Origin of the sequence: Bacillus cereus group sp. MYBK15-3 (assembly GCF_051916765.1) — a bacterium.
Classification (GTDB): domain Bacteria; phylum Bacillota; class Bacilli; order Bacillales; family Bacillaceae_G; genus Bacillus_A; species Bacillus_A cereus.
In genome coordinates, this window is the sequence record NZ_JBQAHG010000005.1 from 310,318 (window position 1) to 327,583 (window position 17,266).

Below are 17,266 nucleotides of genomic sequence, written 5' to 3' on the forward strand. Positions count from 1 at the left end.
GAGGAATATTATGCTGCAACACTCAATTACGAAAGATGAAATTATGATGATTGCGAATGAGTTCGTTCAAGGACTAGATCCACAGCAAACAGCTGATCAGGAACATGTCGCTACAGCTCGGCACCTATATCGTAGTGGTGTTGTCTACAACGTTGACTTTGATGGTTATACACTGTCAGGAACTGTAGATGCGGAAGGCAACGTATATAGCGTTCATATTCCGATTCGTAATGTCGCTGAAAGTTATTGTGATTGCTTCGCACCAACACAATGTGAGCATATGCTCGCTGTATTACTATCTGCAGCGTCTAGTTTCGGGCAAGTAGGAGATGTATTAACTTTATTTAAAAATAATACGAAACCTTCCCTTCCTCCTATTCGAACTGCAAGACAAGTATTGCAATCATCAGCTTTTGAAGAAACGGATTATAAAAGTTGGGAATCATATTTTGAAAAAGAATATGAATCATTTAAAAAAGAACAAGCTCGCCTTACTTATAAACAAATGTATTTTCTTATGAGTATCTTTACAGATTTCTATACGAAGCTTGAGCGGAAAGCTCCGCGCGTCATCGCCATACATGAATTATTCAGGTTACATGCAGCAATTTACTGCTTTCAAAAATTATTAGAAGAAATTCAGGCATTCGAAGCAAACAAAACGTATTCTTATCACCAACCTGTTAATGTCGTTCGCCTATTTGTAGATAAAGTGGAATCCATCGTTCGGGACTTACAATCAGAAGCGATTCCTTCAGAGTCTGAAATAATTTTGCAAGAAACAGCTCGTCTCGTTCATGAAGTATTCTTCTCTACCGATGCTTATACGCAAGAGCGATTTTTCATTTATCGTCACATATGGAGTGAACTTTTAAACAATAAAGAGAACATACAAGAGGAAGAAAAACGAATCGATACGAAAATCAATCCACTATCCAAAGCATTAGCGTCTTCTCATCTTCTCTTTTTAAATGATGAAGATGTACTAGCGATGGACTTACTAAAGAAACAACCTGCTTCTGTTGTGAGTCTATACTTCTATTGGTTAGAAGAACTATTAAGTGCCATGCAATGGGATCGTGCAAAAAACTGGCTTTCCTTTACGTATAAACAAGTAAAGAAAACGATCCAAGATCACGAAAATACGATTTTCATAAAAGATATCGTTCGGCTATTTGTAATCATGTATGAAACATACGCAACACATACAAATGAACAAGCTGGTTTTGAAATGATTTTACAAGAACTATTACCGTATAGTTTCACAAACTACGAACAGTACGTACTCGCGAAAAAACAGTATCGCACATGGGCAGAGCTTCATCTCTTATATGGATTTGAGGCAATTGAACTGTTGAAAGAGCCACTGAAAGATATTGAAAAAGAAGCGCCAGAAGTGGCACTTCCTCTTTACCATCTTGCTGCTGTAGAGGCGATTGAAGAACGAAATCGTAAATCATATAAACGTGCAGTTCGTTACTTAAAGAAATTACGTACATTATATAAACGATTAAAACGCACCGATGAATGGGATGCTTTCATTATTCACATCGCCAATCTCCATTCACGTCTGCGTGCACTACAAGAGGAATTACGGAAAGGAAAATTAATCGATGATCAATCAAACTGAAGTAACAATTAGGCTCCAGCATGTTAGTCAAGGTTGGTTCCTTTGGGGAGAAGATGACAGCGGTACTCCATTATCCGTAACAAGTTGGAAACGAAATGCATTCACATGGCACTCCACTTCTTTCTACGGTACGTTTCTAAAAGAAGCAACCTTCGAAGGAAAACAAGGTGTGCTGCTAACAAATGCACAAGCCTTTGAATACATTGCAAACAAACCGATGAATTCCTTTGCACATATTCAAATAAACGGCACGATTACAGCACTTACGAAAGATGCAAATGAACTATGGGATGCCTTTACGAGTGGTAGTTTCGTACCAGATATGAATCATTGGCCTAAACAACCATCTTGGAAAGTTCAAAATACACCAATTGAAGATGACACATTAGCATCGCTTTTCTCAGCAGCAGTAAATGAAAGCATATTACAAGACAACCGCTCAAATGACGGCTGGGAAGATGCTAAAAGACTATATGAACATTATGACTTTACGAAAAGACAACTGGAAACAGCACTACATGAAGAAGATTGGCTTCGGAAAATTGGTTATATTGAAGATGATCTTCCGTTTACAATCGGACTAAGACTACAAGAACCACAAGAAGAATTTGAAATGTGGAAGCTTGAAACAATTGTGACACCAAAGCGCGGGGCGCATCGCATATATGTATATGAAAACATCGATTCCTTACCGAAAAGATGGCACGATTACGAAGAACGGATTACAGAAACACAAGAAGGTTTTAGTAAACTCATACCGTGGTTAAAAGAAGGAGATACGTTCCGAAATGAGCTCTTTGAAACAGAAGCGTGGAACTTCTTAACAGAAGCAAGCAATGAATTACTTGCAGCCGGTATTACAATTTTACTACCATCATGGTGGCAAAATTTAAAAGCAACAAAACCGAAATTACGTGTCCAGCTGAAGCAAAATACAGCACAAACACAATCGTTCTTCGGTATGAATACGCTCGTTAATTTTGATTGGCGCATTTCGACCAACGGCATTGATTTATCAGAAAGCGAATTTTTTGAACTCGTTGAACAAAATAAACGTCTATTTAATATAAATGGTCAATGGATGCGACTAGATCCAGCCTTTATCGAAGAAGTAAGGAAACTCATGAACCGTGCCGATAAATACGGACTAGAGATGAAAGATGTCCTGCAGCAACATTTATCAAATACGGCTGAAACAGAAATTGTAGAAGAAGATAGTCCGTTTACTGATATTGAAATCGAACTAGATGGATATTATGAGGAACTATTCCAAAAGCTGCTTCATATTGGAGATATTCCAAAAGTAGATGTTCCTACTTCACTAAACGCAACACTTCGCCCGTATCAACAACACGGCATTGAATGGTTATTATATTTACGAAAACTTGGATTTGGAGCATTGCTAGCTGACGATATGGGACTCGGGAAAAGTATTCAAACAATCTCTTACTTACTATATATAAAAGAAAACAATCTCAAAACAGGCCCTGCATTAATCGTAGCGCCGACATCTGTTCTTGGAAATTGGCAAAAAGAATTTGAGCGTTTCGCACCGAATTTACGTGTTCAATTACATTACGGAAGTAATAGAGATAAGGGCAATTCTTTTGAAGATTTCCTTCAATCAGCAGATGTTGTATTAACATCTTATGCATTGGCTCAACTCGATGAGGAAGAACTAACTTCATTATGCTGGGATGCTGTTATTTTGGATGAAGCACAAAATATTAAGAACCCACATACGAAACAGTCGAAAGCAGTACGAAACTTGCAAGCAAATCACAAAATCGCTTTAACTGGTACACCGATGGAAAATCGCCTCGCTGAACTTTGGTCCATTTTCGACTTTATTAATCATGGATATCTCGGAAGCTTAGGGCAATTCCAACGCCGCTTCGTCACACCAATTGAAAAGGATCGTGATGAAGGAAAAATCCAGCAAGTTCAACGGTTTATCTCACCATTTTTACTGCGCCGAACGAAGAAAGATCAAACAGTCGCATTAAATTTACCAGATAAACAAGAACAAAAAGCTTACTGTCCTCTTACTGGTGAACAAGCTTCCTTATATGAACAACTTGTTCAAGATACACTACAAAATGTCGAAGGATTAAGCGGAATTGAAAGACGCGGCTTTATATTACTTATGCTGAACAAGCTAAAACAAATTTGTAATCATCCAGCTCTTTATTTAAAAGAAGAAGAGCCACAAAATGTCGTTGAACGCTCTATGAAAACAAAAACGTTAATGGAGCTCATCGAAAATATAAAAGATCAAAATGAAAGTTGCCTCATCTTCACTCAATACATCGGCATGGGGAACATGCTAAAACGTGTGCTAGAAGAAAAATTCGGCCAGCGTGTCCTCTTCTTAAACGGTAGTGTACCGAAAAAAGATCGCGACAAGATGATTGAGGAGTTCCAAAACGGAACGTATGACATTTTCATCTTATCCTTAAAAGCTGGCGGAACAGGATTAAACTTAACCGCTGCCAACCATGTCATTCACTACGATCGTTGGTGGAATCCAGCTGTGGAAAATCAAGCAACAGACCGCGCATATCGCATTGGTCAAAAACGATTTGTTCATGTTCACAAACTCATTACAACAGGAACATTAGAAGAAAAAATTGATGAAATGCTAGAAAGAAAACAATCTCTAAACAATGCAGTCATCACAAGCGATAGTTGGATGACTGAACTATCAACAGACGAACTAAAAGAATTACTCGGTGTATAAAGTGAAACTTGAATCAGTGGGGGTTTTGTTCATCTCCAACTGATTATCAGCCCTCACCAATCGGGCTTTTACAGGCAGCCCGCCCCCCACCTAACTTTTTTTACTTTCACTGAATTTTGAGGTGGGGATCTTACTGCCCGTTAATGCGGGATAAAGTGAAACTTTAATTAGGCCAATCACGTAGAGTTTTACTACCCGCAAAAAAAAGCGCTAATCTCGAAATGAGATTAGCGCTTTTTTCTATTCCAAAACCAATTACTTATTATAATCCCCGTTAACCCGCCGCACGTATCAAGCAATGAATCTTGCCACATTGGTGTACGGTCTCCCGTATACCATTGGTGGATTTCATCAAATGTTGCATAACCCGCAACGAAAAGAAGGGCATATATAAAACATCTTTTCCTCGAATAACCTGATCGATGAAAAGCGTAATAAATTAATGAACCTAGCATAAAGAACACCATAAAATGAGCACCTTTACGAAGGAAAAACTCAATAAATCCGCCTACACCTTTATTCGCAATACTAACAGGGGTTCCTCCACCATAATCGATAGATACCCATGAAAAATGCTCTTTCACAAATTCAACATTTACATATTGTTCAATATCTGAACGCATATCCTGCTTTTTATATGGTTGTGCCGAAGAATAGAAAATCAGCCCCATCCATAGTAATACAGGAATCCAAAATAACCATTTACGATTCATTATCCAGAATTCTCCTCTCTTAATCTTTTAAGGGTACCAAAAAAAAGAAAAAATTTCACGCCAAAACATGACATTTGCATCCTATTTATAAAGTGAAAGGAGGTGATACACATGGCGATTGAAACAATCGTAATGGATTTAACTTTACGTCTTGTCTTAAACAACGGATTAGATAAGAACGGCAAAACAGTTTTCAAGAGCAAACAATTTAAACGTGTTAAAACAAATGCGAGCTTAGATCAAGTACACAATGTAGCTCATGCTCTAGCTTCCTTACAAGCATCACCACTTCACGCTGTACAACTTGTAAGCACATCAGATCTTTCTAAACTATAAAGTAAAACTCGGATCAGTGGGGATTTTATTCATCCCCGCTGATTATTAGCCCACAATTTAACCGGCAGACCCGAATCCCGTAAATAGCGGGATAAATACAAAGGAGGGAATAACACATGCAAGTACTAGAGTTGATTTTCGCGAAGGAAGATGGAAAAACAGTCGTTTTTTCTATCGATACGCCCATCACACCAATCGATGCACAAGTCGTAAATCAAGTAATGGATACAATCCTTGCCTCATCTGTATTTTCATCCATTGATGAAAATACAAGAAAAAAGGGAGCTCGCCTTGTAGAAAAAAATGTATCTGAAGTTCCCATTACTCTATAAAATGAAAAAGACGAATCTGCATCATTTTGCAGATTCGTCTTTTTTCTTCGGCATTTCAATCGGAATAAAAATCTTTGAAAAACCGACGCATACATACTTATAATGTTCTTCCCCTATATCAAACTCAGTCGTATATGTTGAGAAGAATATATAATCATTTCGCTTCGTATAATGATCAATTAATAACCCAACTTGTGGCTCAACATACTTTTTGGCTAACTTTTTACCGGCCGATGCCAAGTCGCCAAGAAGACCCTCTTCATTCTCTTTTTGAACTTCATCTAGCTTCTTACTCACATCATTACGCTTCATAAACTGCTTCGCTGCCCATTCTGTATATTCTCCCTTACTCGGATTACTGTTTGCTAAATATACTAGGAGAACGACAACTAAAGCCATAATAATATACTTTTTCTTCATACTATATCACCGCCTACTCTTTTCTATTTTCATATATATGTACAAGCGATGCAAATTAGAAAGACTATCACCTATTGATTGTAAACGAATAGCCAAAATTTACAATATGAAATAGAATATTAACAGTAAATTTACTTAATTTATATATAATTATATTCGGAATGAAAATTATAAGGGAGGATATAGAATTATGGATAATGAAAACAACATTTTTATTTCTAGTTCTACAATGATGCTTGAACCATGTAAACACCCTTATTACCGTACAAAAATTATCGACAGTAGCGGGAACCATCTTTACTCCTGTCAAACTGCTCTCCAACTTATACAGAAATCTTGTCTAACAAATATTCATTCTACTTATCAAGGGAGACGTAATGCTGTAAAAACAAAATTTAAATTTAAACAAAACGTTCCAATTCCGATCAATCATAGAGAATATATTTGTGCTTTCCCAACAGAATCTCCTGCTTCTCCAAATTGTATTTGGCTTTTCTTCAAACATGTTCATACAATAGAGTTTTTCAAAAAAGCTAAACGAGCTAAAATTCATTTTTCAAACGGAGCTACCGTAACGATACAAATTAGTTCCCATAAGCTAAGTCAGCAATTATGGAAAGCTGGATATGTATTATCCCAAATGAACATGCAAGATTCATCACCTTAATAACAAATAGAATGGAAGGTAGTATTTCCTCACCTTCCATTCTATTTGCTATTTTTATCCTTTTACACTATCGCGCATTTTCTCGAGTGCTTGCCGATACATCCATCTTACTTGATAATATGTCATTTCCGTCTCTAAAGCGATTTCTCCCATCGTCTTCCCTACAAAAAAACGTTCAAAAATAATATACTTCTCCTTCTCGTCTAACACACTCATAAAATCCTTCACTCTTATTTCAACATCTTCAAAATGAAAGATTTCCTCATACTCACCTACACATACACATCTTTCTTGCAAAGTAGATTCTTTCTTCAATCTTTCTAATATATAACCACGCACCGTTACAAGTGCATATGCAGGGAAATACCCCTTCTTTGCATCAAATCTTTCATAAGCATGCCAAAGACCAATTAAACCACATTGATAATACTCTTCATAATCTTTACGAATACCTAATTTCTTTATTTGATTTACAATCATCCCTTCATACAAAACAACTGCTTCTTTAAAAGTCGCTGGCTTCACACAGTACCGCGGAATATAAAAATAAAGAAAAGATTTCACTGTGAGTAATTTCAAATACTACCGACGGAATTTGAAATTACAATAGATAGTATTTGAAATTTTGTTGGTGGTATTTGAAATAGGGGTAAAAATAAAAAAGGTGACTCCTTTAAAGAGTCACCTTTTTAAAATAATATGTTATGCACCAAAGCCGCTTACTAAACCTCTTACAACGCCGAATGCAATTGTTAGGATAAAGAAGATTACAATTAAAATCGTAGCTTGTTTCTTACTTAAACCAGCTACAATGTGTAAGCCTAGTCCTGTTAGAATGAGGCTCCAAATATTAAAAATTTCAATTGAAGAGGCAATTCCATGTGCTACTGTCCCTTGTTCAAATAAAGGAGCTAAACTTGTATAAACATCAGTGCCATTTCCATCAAAAATAAAGCCTAATCCTGCATTTAACAATCCGCCGATATAATAAACAAGATTAGCATATAAGTAAATCGATAATATTTTCATGTATGGTGTATCATTGCTCATAAACATCATAATAATTTTATAAAAACCTGCCGCAATAAAGAGACCTATAGGTGTTCCTAATAGACCAACAAGTGCGCCTCCACCAAGGGTAAATCCTTTTACCATTGCCCCTGTTTCACCATTTAATTCTTTTGCCAATTCTGGAGTACTAATTAATGTTAAGTAAGACACTGCTGTTGCTATAATCGTTCCTAATATAACAAATAAGACAAATGCTCCCCAAACCGGACTTTTCGTCTTCATTCTCTCAAACTGCTCACCTGGAGAAGTAATCATTCCTAATAATGATGGCTTCTTCACGCCTACATCTTGCGTATTAATATTTGCTTCCATTATAACGCCTCCTTCTATTTATATAACCCGTTCTAACGGGCGGTTCACTTCCTCATATAGAGGCTACGAACCGCCCACTAGAACGGTAATGTGTAGTTCTACTACACTATTAATTACTCATAACGCAATGCTTCAATTGGATCTAATTTCGCAGCTTTATTTGCTGGAATTAATCCGAAAATAATACCGAGTGTCATCGAGAACAGTACGCCTCCAACGACAACTTCCCATGAAACGAGTGGCGGCCATTTTGCAAATGTAGAAACGATATATGCTCCGCCATACCCAAGACCAATTCCGATTAAACCACCTAGAAGTGTTAACATAACGGCTTCAATTAAAAACTGTAATAAAATTTTACTACGTGTTGCTCCTAGTGCTTTACGTATCCCAATTTCGCGTGTACGCTCCGTTACAGATACAAGCATAATATTCATAACACCAATACCACCAACAACTAATGAAATACCCGCGATACCACCAATAATCATCGTCATAATGTTAGTAACTTTAGAAACACCTTCTTGGAATTCTTTTAAATTCACCAATTCATATTTACCTGGAATATCGCTTGGTTTACGACTATTTAATACATCAACAGCTTTTTTCCCTGCCGTTTCTAAATTATCTACGTTTTTAGATTGAATGGCGATACTTTGAATTTCATCCGTTCCGTATAAAACAGGCCATAAAGTAAGAGGAATTAACATTTCCTCAGCCTCGAACCCCATAAATTCATTATCTGATTTATAGACACCAATAATTTGCATCGGTTGTCCTTTCATTTCAATAATTTTCCCTACTGGATTTTCATCTTTAAATAACGTCTCTTCTGATTTCGTACTAATCATAACAACGTTATTTCCTTGTGAAATATCAGATTCATTTAATGAACGACCTTTAACCACTTCCACTTTATTTACTTCAAAATATTCACTATCAAGTCCAATAACATTAATCATTGATTTTTTATCATTAATATCCATTGTTTCCATCGTATTATTCGTCGTAATAACATGAGAAACATCTTTAACTTGCTTTACTTCCATAATATCTTCTTCTGTTAATTTCGGTACTTGATGCCCCCCCATACTGAACTCATCATTAATATCCGGTTTAAATTGAATTGGCATAAGATTATTACCAGAACCAGCGATTTTCGACTTCAGCATCGCTTCCCCGCCTTGCCCAATTGCAACGACAGTAATAATCGAACCTACCCCGATAATAATACCGAGCATCGTAAGAGCTGAACGCAGTTTATGAGCTAAAATAGAAGACAGGGCAATTTTTATACTATCTAGTAAACTCATACCGCACACCTTCTATCTTCTGTAACTTTCCCGTCTCGCAGTACAATGCGGCGAGAAGAATACGCTGCTACTTCCTCTTCATGCGTAACCATAACAATCGTCGTACCTTCTGCATTAAGCTTCGTGAAAATATTCATAACTTGCTCACCAGACTTCGTATCAAGTGCACCAGTCGGTTCATCGGCCATAATGAACGTTGGATTATTCGCAATCGCTCTTGCAATCGCTACACGCTGCTTCTGTCCACCTGATAACTCATTTGGTAAATGATGCACGCGATCTGCCAATCCAACTTTACCTAACGCCTCCAAAGCACGCTTGCGACGCTCCGCTTTCTTCACGCCACCATATACGAGCGGAAGCTCAACATTTTCCACCGCTGAAAGACGAGGTAGTAAATTAAAATGCTGGAATACAAAGCCAATATATTCATTGCGAATTAAAGCAAGCTTTGACTCGTCTGCTGTTAAGATATTCACGTCATTCAGCATATATTCGCCTTCTGTTGGACGATCTAAACAACCGATAATATTCATAAGCGTCGACTTACCAGAACCAGACGGTCCCATAATCGAAACGAACTCACCGCTCTGAATCGTTAAACTAATACCATGTAAAATCGGCACCGCCAATTTTCCTTGATAATACGTTTTAGCAATATTATTTAACGTAATCATTTCTCTTTCACTTCCATTCCGTCATACACATCGTCGGAAGGATTTTTAACCACCTTTTGCCCCACTGTTACGCCTTCTACAACCTCTGTCCAGTCTCCATCAGTAGAACCTTTTTTCACATTTTGTTTACGAAGCTTCCCTTTATCCTCAACATAAACAAATGCATCATCGCCTTTTTCTACAATGCTTTTACTTGGAACAGCAATCATCGTCTTATTCTCTAAGTTTACTTGCAGAGAAACGTGATAACCTGGAGATAAACCATCTTGACTATCAAGGCTAGCTTTATATGTATATTGAGACATATTTTGAGTTGCTTCACCCATGCCGCCAGCTTGCGCCATCTCTGCACTTGTTGGGAACTCACTTACCTCTGTAATCTTACCTGTCCACTTCTTCTTATTATTTGCTTTTGCAGTTACAGTGAATGTTTGATCTTTTTGAATTTGTGACTTCTGAAGCTCAGTTAACGTACCTTGAACTTGGAATGGATCTTTAGAAGCTACTTGTAAAAACGCTTTTCCTTGACCACCTAACGCTTGAGATGAACTTTGTGCCGCATCTTTATCTAACTTTTGAACAACACCAGCGAAATTACTATAAATCGTAAGCTCTTTCTGCTTTTTACTTAACTCTTCTTTCTGCAACTTTCCTTTTTCTTTCTCAAGGTCAATTGTTTTTTGCCCTATCTCTAACTCATTTACTTGCTCGTCCATCGGATCTGTTACTTCTTTCCCAGCTCCGCTATCTTTCGCCTTCTTAATTTCTTTCTTCAACGAATCAATCTTCTTTTTCCCTTGATCGTAACGCATATCCGCCATCTTCTGATCAAGCTCAGCTTGCTTCATTTGAAGGTTAATCTCTTCATTATCATAAGAGAATAACTTCGTACCTTTCTCTACCTCTTGCCCTTCTTTTACCTCAATATCTTTCACTTTTCCTTTGGCCGGATCTGCATAGAAACTTTCAATATTACCAGGCTTCACCTGACCAGAAATTAACTTCGTATTATTCAGCTTACGCTCTGTCACTTTCTCAAAACTTACAGCATCAGCATTTGTTGATGCACCCTTCTTCTTACCTTGCATAACAAAAATATTAATTGCCGCTACAATAACAATTAGTGCAATAACCCCTATAATAATCCATTTCTTCTTCTTGTTTGGAGTACGAACCGTATTTGGTAACATAGTCTCTCTCCCTTTATAAATTAATAGTGTAATAAATACCATAATTGTATAAAACTTTCTGAAAATAAATTGTATATTATTACAATCTTTTTACAAAGTTTTACACATCCATTTATATTGTAACAAAAATTCCAATGATTAGAAATATGACATTATATCTTTTAAGATAGATTTAAGGAAAGGAAAAAGAGCAATTTTAATTGAATGGAAGCCATTCTTTATTAACAAACTTCTTGCCAAAATGAATCATTAAAATCATTTTCCTAATTGCACCATCGCTATTTTGTCATATATATTTGACATTTCATCTATTCAATTATAAAATGTCACATATAAATGACATTTCGGTACACGAGGTCTACAACCATCAATGGGAGGTTTATATTTGAATAACGTTAAACAATATCGAAAATCTGAAGGCCTATCGCAACTAGAGTTAGCTAAAAAAGTTAACGTGGCGAGACAGACAATAAATTTAATTGAAAACAATAAATATAATCCCTCTTTAGCCTTGTGTATCGAATTAGCAAAAGCACTAAAAACAGATTTAAATAGTCTATTTTGGGAGGGAGATTAAATGATGAAAATTGAATGGAAAGAAAGAGTTTATAATAGTTTTGTTGGAACACTAAGTGAGAGAGATGAATATCAAAAACAAGAAATCAATAAAGAGTTATCTGTAGCTGGAATTGGTTTATGGTGGTTAAATATGTTGGTAATGCTTATTATGTTACTTGTTGATACTATGAACCACACAATATCTATAGGAACTATATTCATTTTTCTATCTAATATGATTTATGCTAATTATTTAGCCTTTAAATTCAAGAAAAAAGGTTTAAGTGATACTGAATGTGCAACAAAAGAAGAATATTTACAACACAAGAAAAAATTAAGAAAAGCTGGCTTAAAAGCAGGTGTGCTTTGGGGCTTTCAAATGTTTGTTTTTATGAATTATATCCTTCCCTATGTAGGTTCAGAGGAAATCTCTATTTCTTTATTTAAGGTTGTAATTTTCATCTGTGGCGGCGGATTTTTCGGTATAACCATGTATCTATTTGGTTTATGGAATCTAAAAAAATTATATTAATTAACAAAAATCATTTATATATTAAACTGCAATTTTTCATACTGTTTGTTTTTTCTAATATAAAAGCTATCCAATCACACACAATTGGATAGCTTTTCAAACAAAATATTACGCTACTTTAGGATCTTTTCTCTCATGTCCACGTTGAACAATAAATAAGAAGATTGTTGATAAAACCGCACCTGTTAATAGTAAGATGAAACAACCATCCCAACCAGAACTATCAACAATAACACCAATTGCTGCGTTAGCTACAAGACTTCCGCCTACATAACCGAATAGACCACACATACCAACTGTCGTACCAACTGCAAATTTCGGTACTAATTCCATCGCACTTAAACCGATTAAGAACTGTGGTACATAAATTAAACAACCGATAATAGAAACTGCAATACTTACAACAAGTACGCTAGTTGCTTGCCAATATATAAACGTACCAATAACAACTCCAACCATACTAATAATACATAATGGCATACGTTTTCCTTTAAATAATTTATCACTTAAAAAGCCAACGATTAATGAACTTGGAATTGCCATACCTTCAAAGATTGCATATGCCGCATGCGCTTCTGCTTTTGAAAATCCTTTAACTGTCGTTAAATAAAGTGGAACCCAGTTAATAACACCGAAACGAATTAAATAAACAAAAGCATTCGCAATACATAAGAACCATACAAATTTATTTTTCACTACATACTTCATTAAAATTTCTTTTGGTGACATCTTGTTAGCATTATCTGCTTTTTCAAGATTTTCATAGTCATTACGATACTCATCAATTGGAGGAAGACCTTCAGATTCTGGTGTATCCTTCGCATTGATCCAAACAAGAACTGCAATTACCATTGCGATAATCGCAGGGAAAATAAACACGCCGCCTTGCCAATGATTTTCACCGAAAATACCTACACCAATTCCGACAAGTGGTGGCACAAGCATTCCACCAACGTTATGTGAAATATTCCAAAGGCCTGTTTTCGTACCACGTTCTTTCTTCGAGAACCATTTCGTCATAACAATACTACAAGGTGGTGCTCCCATACCTTGTACAATACCGTTAACAACGAGTAATGTAACAATCATCCCAAATGATGATGCAAAGCCGAAACAAATATTTACAAGCCCTGATAAGAATAAACCGACTGCGATAAAGCGCTGGGCGAAAGCTTTATCTGATAAATTACCCATAAAGAACTTACTAAATCCATAAACAATTGCCATTACTGAGCCTAGTAGACCAATTTCAGCTGTACTAAAACCATATTCTTGTACTAAATACGTACTTGATAACGTAAAGTTACTACGAACTAAATAATAAGCAGCATATCCAACTGAAATCCCGATTAACACACGAATACGTAGTAATCGATATACACGGTCGATCATATCCGCTGGCAATCTTTCAATTGCAGGTGCTGGCTTGAGCCATTTAAACATATATTTCCGTCTCCTTTTCTCACTTCAGAGAGAGACGCTGTCTATTCCATATCTCGATTATTCCGCTATTTGATATATTTTGGTTCGTCCTTCTAACCGGCTGTCCTTCTATTTCTTTCTCATTCTTCGCAAACATCGTTGGTACGCCAAACGACACCTTTTCTAAAATATGACCCGCTTCTTCTGATAAACAATAATCAATAAATAAATCCGCAATAATACCACTCGGTGCACGTTTTAGTTTCGAAATCGCATTAACAGATAACCCTGTTTGCTCAGGTTCGTTACTTAAAATCGGAAAGCCTTGTTTTTGAAGCATTCTCTGATCTCCCATAAAGTTGATGCCTATCATATATTCACCGCTCGCAACAAGTTCTGCTGGGATGTAACCATTCACTGTTACTTCTCCAACTTGTTCTGCCAGATTCTTCACATATCCCTTCGCTTCCTCTTCACCTAACGTATCAATCAGTGATTGGAAAAACGTATATGCTGTACCTGAAACATTTGGATCGGGCATGACAATCTTTCCTTTATATACTGGATTCAATAAATCTTTCCATCTTAACGGATACGAGAGACCGAGCGGCGCTATTTCCTCGTTCCACCGCTCTTTATTAATCGCAATTGCCAGCTTCTCCACTTCATAACCATACCAATAACCATCTTTATCTTTAACAGTTTTTGAAATACGATTTGCATGTTGGCTTATCACAGGAATAGAAAGATTTTTTTGCTTCATCATTTGATGCGCATCTACTGTACCGCCAATAATAATATCCGCCTTCGGATTTCCAGCTTCTTCTTCCACTCTACGAAGAAGTTCTTCTGTTGAAAGACGAATAAATTCATACGTACATCCGCGCGGCTTACAAAATGATGAAAGTAACGCTTCACCAACTTCCTCACGAGCCGCTACATACGCAACAATATGACGATCATCCAAAATAGGGAGACCATTTTTACTATATTTAATAGAGGTTGTATCTCGAGAGCAACTAGACATCGCTCCTCCAATTACTAGCAAAAAGAAGAAAAAGGCTATCTTTCTCATGACGCATTCTCCTTTACGAATAACTCTGCTAGAGAGCCTTTCATATACATGACATTTCCGTTATTATCACCGAGATATTGCACAACAAAGTACGATGGATACACAGAAATCGTAAGAATATCTTCACGATCATTCTTTACACGCTTACCTGTTTTATAAGCTGTAATATAAGCAATCGGTTCATTCTGCGATTGTAATAACTTCTGAATTTCTCCGTAATCTGTAATTTGCTTTGCGGACCGAATAGAATCAAGTATGTGCGTAAGATTGATAGTACGTACCACATCGCCTTGACGTACTACGACATCCTTTGCTGAAGCAAAGAAATCACTAATACGCTCTGGCGTGTAATACAGGCTTAATAAATACGTTTGAAGTGCTGAAATCATCGGATCCATGCCATTCTTTCCGTATACATTTTCCCCATACTGGAACAAGTCACCTACTGCAAAAGTACGCTTATGTCCATTCAAGTACGTTACTTCTCCAGTAAATACTTGTTCTTGGCTCTTAACGTCCCCTGGCTCTATTCGAATTCGGTCAAAGAATGAAACAATCGTATGCAAACGAACTTCATCCGTTACAACGATTTCTCCCCACTTTTCATGTCTTACTTTCACTTCAATTGGAAGAGATTCATTCACCCTTTGTAAAACGGCTTGTTTATCATTTACAATGTTGATTCGATTATAGATTTGCTTCTCCATAACATAAAACAAAACAAGAGAAACAATCATACAAATGACAAACATAAGAATTTGAAATGATAGCCTTTTCATTTCTGCCTACCTCCAAGATAAAAAAACGTTGTTTCGAAAATACCGCATAATTGTTTCATAAATGTATCATTTAACCGCTTTCAAGTTTTTTATGTCTTCCATCCTTCTCGGAAGCAAAAATGTAATGAATATTGTAGTACCTACTTCTTCACTACTCTCAATCCGCATGCTTCCACCCTGCTTACTCATAATCTCCTGACAAATATACAAACCATAACCATTCCCGTAACTAGAAGGAAGTGCCTTTCCTTTCGGAGACTCATTCCACTCTGCAAGTACCACTTCATCTATACCGATCCCATCATCATGAACAAAGACCTTCGCCTCATGCTCATTTACAATTACATTCATACGAATGTGCGAAGCATCACTATACTTAATTGCATTATCAAGCACATTTAAGAAAATTTGCTTCGTCTTATCAAAATCCGCAACAACATGTACATCCGTTAACTCATTTATCACTTCAATTTCAAATTGATTTAGGCGAGGTTTCACAATTGAAACTGCTTCTTCTGCCAATTCCTTTATATTCACAACTGTAGGAGACACTTCAAACGTACTCGTCCCATATTTCGAGGACTTAAGCAGTTCCTCTACAAGTGATAATAAACGCTCACTTTCCACAGCCACATAACGAAGACTTTCCTGTACATCTTCTTTTGATTGTAACTTCGGAATTAAATCAACATAACCGATAATTGCCGTTAGCGGTGTTTTTAACTCATGCGTAATGCGGTCTAGGAAATCTTTCTGCTTCTCTTTCTCCTCCTGCAATTGCTTAATATGCAGTTCAATTCCATCAGCCATCGCGTTAAAAGATGCGGAAAGCTGAGCGATTTCCACGTACTCATTTAACTCAATCTTACTCTTATAATCACCATTCGCGAGCCTCTGTGCCATTTGTCTCAACTGATCAATTGGTTTATGAAGAGACTTCGCCAAACGAATCGCAAAGAAAATACCGGTAGCTACTAAACAAAGAGACGTCATTAAGAACGTCCAGCTCACATTTGTTAAAACTTCCTTCTCACCCGTTAACTCATTTATAAAACGAATACTTCCAATGACATCGTTTCCATAATATACTGGGCTTGAAAACAAAAGAATGGGAGCTGGATCCGACTCCTCAAAAACGTAAGACTTCTTTCCCTTCAAAGAACTCTCAATGTCGATATTACGGTGAAGCAATGCTCCTTTCTGTGTATCTGCAACAACATCGCCATTCTTTCCGATCATCTGCACACGGACATCCATACGCTTCGCTAAATACGACGCAATTAAAAGTGAATTAGGACCAAGCGTATCCACTTCTGCTTCCTTCTCTAAATAATTCATCGTATAAATTTGTGCTTCTACACTTAACTTTTCTAAAGAATCTGCTGCGTTATGATACATATTCTTTTCTAACGTAATATAAACAACTGCATATAAAAGAACAAAAATCGGAATTAACAGTCCAACTATTCCGAACACCATATTTCGCTTTAAAGACATAC

The 17,266-nt window shown here is 36.6% G+C and carries 18 protein-coding genes; 7 read left to right on the plus strand and 11 right to left on the minus strand.

The genetic code is table 11. From position 1 onward, the window contains the following. The first annotated feature begins 10 nt into the window (after nucleotides 1–10). Together ACTFR8_RS21525 and ACTFR8_RS21530 are read left to right on the plus strand one after the other, a co-directional pair. Nucleotides 11–1,630, plus strand: a complete 1,620-nt coding sequence (locus tag ACTFR8_RS21525; protein ID WP_098582428.1) for an SWIM zinc finger family protein — start codon at nucleotides 11–13, stop codon at nucleotides 1,628–1,630. Next, nucleotides 1,614–4,370: a DEAD/DEAH box helicase gene (locus ACTFR8_RS21530; protein WP_100619741.1), complete on the plus strand. Its 2,757-nt coding sequence runs from the start codon at nucleotides 1,614–1,616 to the stop codon at nucleotides 4,368–4,370. The genes ACTFR8_RS21525 and ACTFR8_RS21530 overlap by 17 nt, the downstream gene beginning before the upstream one ends. Nucleotides 4,371–4,597: 227 nt before the next feature. Here the strand turns inward: ACTFR8_RS21530 and ACTFR8_RS21535 are convergent, their stop codons facing one another. Further along, nucleotides 4,598–5,083, minus strand: a complete 486-nt coding sequence (locus ACTFR8_RS21535; RefSeq protein ID WP_001080709.1) for a VanZ family protein — start codon at nucleotides 5,081–5,083, stop codon at nucleotides 4,598–4,600. Nucleotides 5,084–5,194: 111 nt separating this feature from the next. On the opposite strand from ACTFR8_RS21535, the gene ACTFR8_RS21540 reads away from it, so the two are divergent. Both ACTFR8_RS21540 and ACTFR8_RS21545 read left to right on the plus strand, forming a co-directional pair. After that, nucleotides 5,195–5,419, plus strand: a complete 225-nt coding sequence (locus tag ACTFR8_RS21540; protein WP_000963861.1) for a DUF1659 domain-containing protein — start codon at nucleotides 5,195–5,197, stop codon at nucleotides 5,417–5,419. 116 nt (nucleotides 5,420–5,535) lie between these two features. Further along, complete coding sequence (locus tag ACTFR8_RS21545) at nucleotides 5,536–5,751, plus strand: DUF2922 domain-containing protein (RefSeq protein WP_001197593.1); 216 nt, start codon at nucleotides 5,536–5,538, stop codon at nucleotides 5,749–5,751. A 21-nt stretch (nucleotides 5,752–5,772) separates the two neighbouring features. On the opposite strand, the gene ACTFR8_RS21550 is transcribed toward ACTFR8_RS21545, so the two are convergent. After that, the gene (locus tag ACTFR8_RS21550) at nucleotides 5,773–6,171 is read right to left on the minus strand and encodes a DUF4359 domain-containing protein (protein ID WP_000731405.1); all 399 of its coding nucleotides are present in this window, start codon (nucleotides 6,169–6,171) and stop codon (nucleotides 5,773–5,775) included. Between the two features lie 190 nt (nucleotides 6,172–6,361). Here ACTFR8_RS21550 and ACTFR8_RS21555 point away from each other — a divergent pair, with 190 nt between their 5' ends. Further along, nucleotides 6,362–6,838, plus strand: coding sequence for a competence protein ComK (locus ACTFR8_RS21555; RefSeq protein WP_000368313.1), 477 nt, complete (start codon nucleotides 6,362–6,364; stop codon nucleotides 6,836–6,838). A 54-nt stretch (nucleotides 6,839–6,892) separates the two neighbouring features. Here ACTFR8_RS21555 and ACTFR8_RS21560 read toward each other — a convergent pair whose 3' ends face one another. From ACTFR8_RS21560 to ACTFR8_RS21580, 5 genes are all read right to left on the minus strand, one after another. Next, nucleotides 6,893–7,363 (minus strand): sigma-70 family RNA polymerase sigma factor, encoded by a 471-nt coding sequence (locus tag ACTFR8_RS21560; protein ID WP_144608180.1) that lies wholly within the window; start codon nucleotides 7,361–7,363, stop codon nucleotides 6,893–6,895. 177 nt (nucleotides 7,364–7,540) lie between these two features. Continuing rightward, nucleotides 7,541–8,221: a Yip1 family protein gene (locus ACTFR8_RS21565; RefSeq protein WP_144608179.1), complete on the minus strand. Its 681-nt coding sequence runs from the start codon at nucleotides 8,219–8,221 to the stop codon at nucleotides 7,541–7,543. A 113-nt stretch (nucleotides 8,222–8,334) separates the two neighbouring features. Next, nucleotides 8,335–9,534, minus strand: a complete 1,200-nt coding sequence (locus ACTFR8_RS21570) for an ABC transporter permease (RefSeq protein WP_144608178.1) — start codon at nucleotides 9,532–9,534, stop codon at nucleotides 8,335–8,337. Further along, the gene (locus ACTFR8_RS21575; protein ID WP_000631626.1) at nucleotides 9,531–10,211 is read right to left on the minus strand and encodes an ABC transporter ATP-binding protein; all 681 of its coding nucleotides are present in this window, start codon (nucleotides 10,209–10,211) and stop codon (nucleotides 9,531–9,533) included. The genes ACTFR8_RS21570 and ACTFR8_RS21575 overlap by 4 nt, the downstream gene beginning before the upstream one ends. Next, a complete protein-coding gene (locus ACTFR8_RS21580; protein WP_046393090.1) occupies nucleotides 10,208–11,401 on the minus strand; it encodes an efflux RND transporter periplasmic adaptor subunit in 1,194 nt (397 codons plus the stop codon). The genes ACTFR8_RS21575 and ACTFR8_RS21580 overlap by 4 nt, the downstream gene beginning before the upstream one ends. Before the next feature lie 385 nt (nucleotides 11,402–11,786). Between ACTFR8_RS21580 and ACTFR8_RS21585 the strand changes: the two genes are divergently transcribed. Beyond that, on the plus strand, nucleotides 11,787–11,978 hold the full coding sequence (locus ACTFR8_RS21585) for a helix-turn-helix transcriptional regulator (RefSeq protein ID WP_001067016.1): 192 nt from the start codon (nucleotides 11,787–11,789) through the stop codon (nucleotides 11,976–11,978). Then, the gene (locus ACTFR8_RS21590; RefSeq protein ID WP_000975590.1) at nucleotides 11,979–12,491 is read left to right on the plus strand and encodes a DUF3278 domain-containing protein; all 513 of its coding nucleotides are present in this window, start codon (nucleotides 11,979–11,981) and stop codon (nucleotides 12,489–12,491) included. Nucleotides 12,492–12,599: 108 nt separating this feature from the next. On the opposite strand, the gene ACTFR8_RS21595 is transcribed toward ACTFR8_RS21590, so the two are convergent. The 4 genes from ACTFR8_RS21595 to ACTFR8_RS21610 all read right to left on the minus strand — a co-directional run bounded on the left by ACTFR8_RS21595 (nucleotide 12,600) and on the right by ACTFR8_RS21610 (nucleotide 17,264). Beyond that, nucleotides 12,600–13,934: an MFS transporter gene (locus tag ACTFR8_RS21595; protein ID WP_000477602.1), complete on the minus strand. Its 1,335-nt coding sequence runs from the start codon at nucleotides 13,932–13,934 to the stop codon at nucleotides 12,600–12,602. 19 nt (nucleotides 13,935–13,953) lie between these two features. Further along, nucleotides 13,954–14,988: an ABC transporter substrate-binding protein gene (locus ACTFR8_RS21600; protein WP_001225645.1), complete on the minus strand. Its 1,035-nt coding sequence runs from the start codon at nucleotides 14,986–14,988 to the stop codon at nucleotides 13,954–13,956. Continuing rightward, nucleotides 14,985–15,767, minus strand: coding sequence for a DUF3919 family protein (locus ACTFR8_RS21605; protein WP_000826622.1), 783 nt, complete (start codon nucleotides 15,765–15,767; stop codon nucleotides 14,985–14,987). The genes ACTFR8_RS21600 and ACTFR8_RS21605 overlap by 4 nt, the downstream gene beginning before the upstream one ends. A 66-nt stretch (nucleotides 15,768–15,833) precedes the next feature. Further along, nucleotides 15,834–17,264: a sensor histidine kinase gene (locus tag ACTFR8_RS21610; protein WP_144608177.1), complete on the minus strand. Its 1,431-nt coding sequence runs from the start codon at nucleotides 17,262–17,264 to the stop codon at nucleotides 15,834–15,836. Nucleotides 17,265–17,266: the final 2 nt, after the last annotated feature.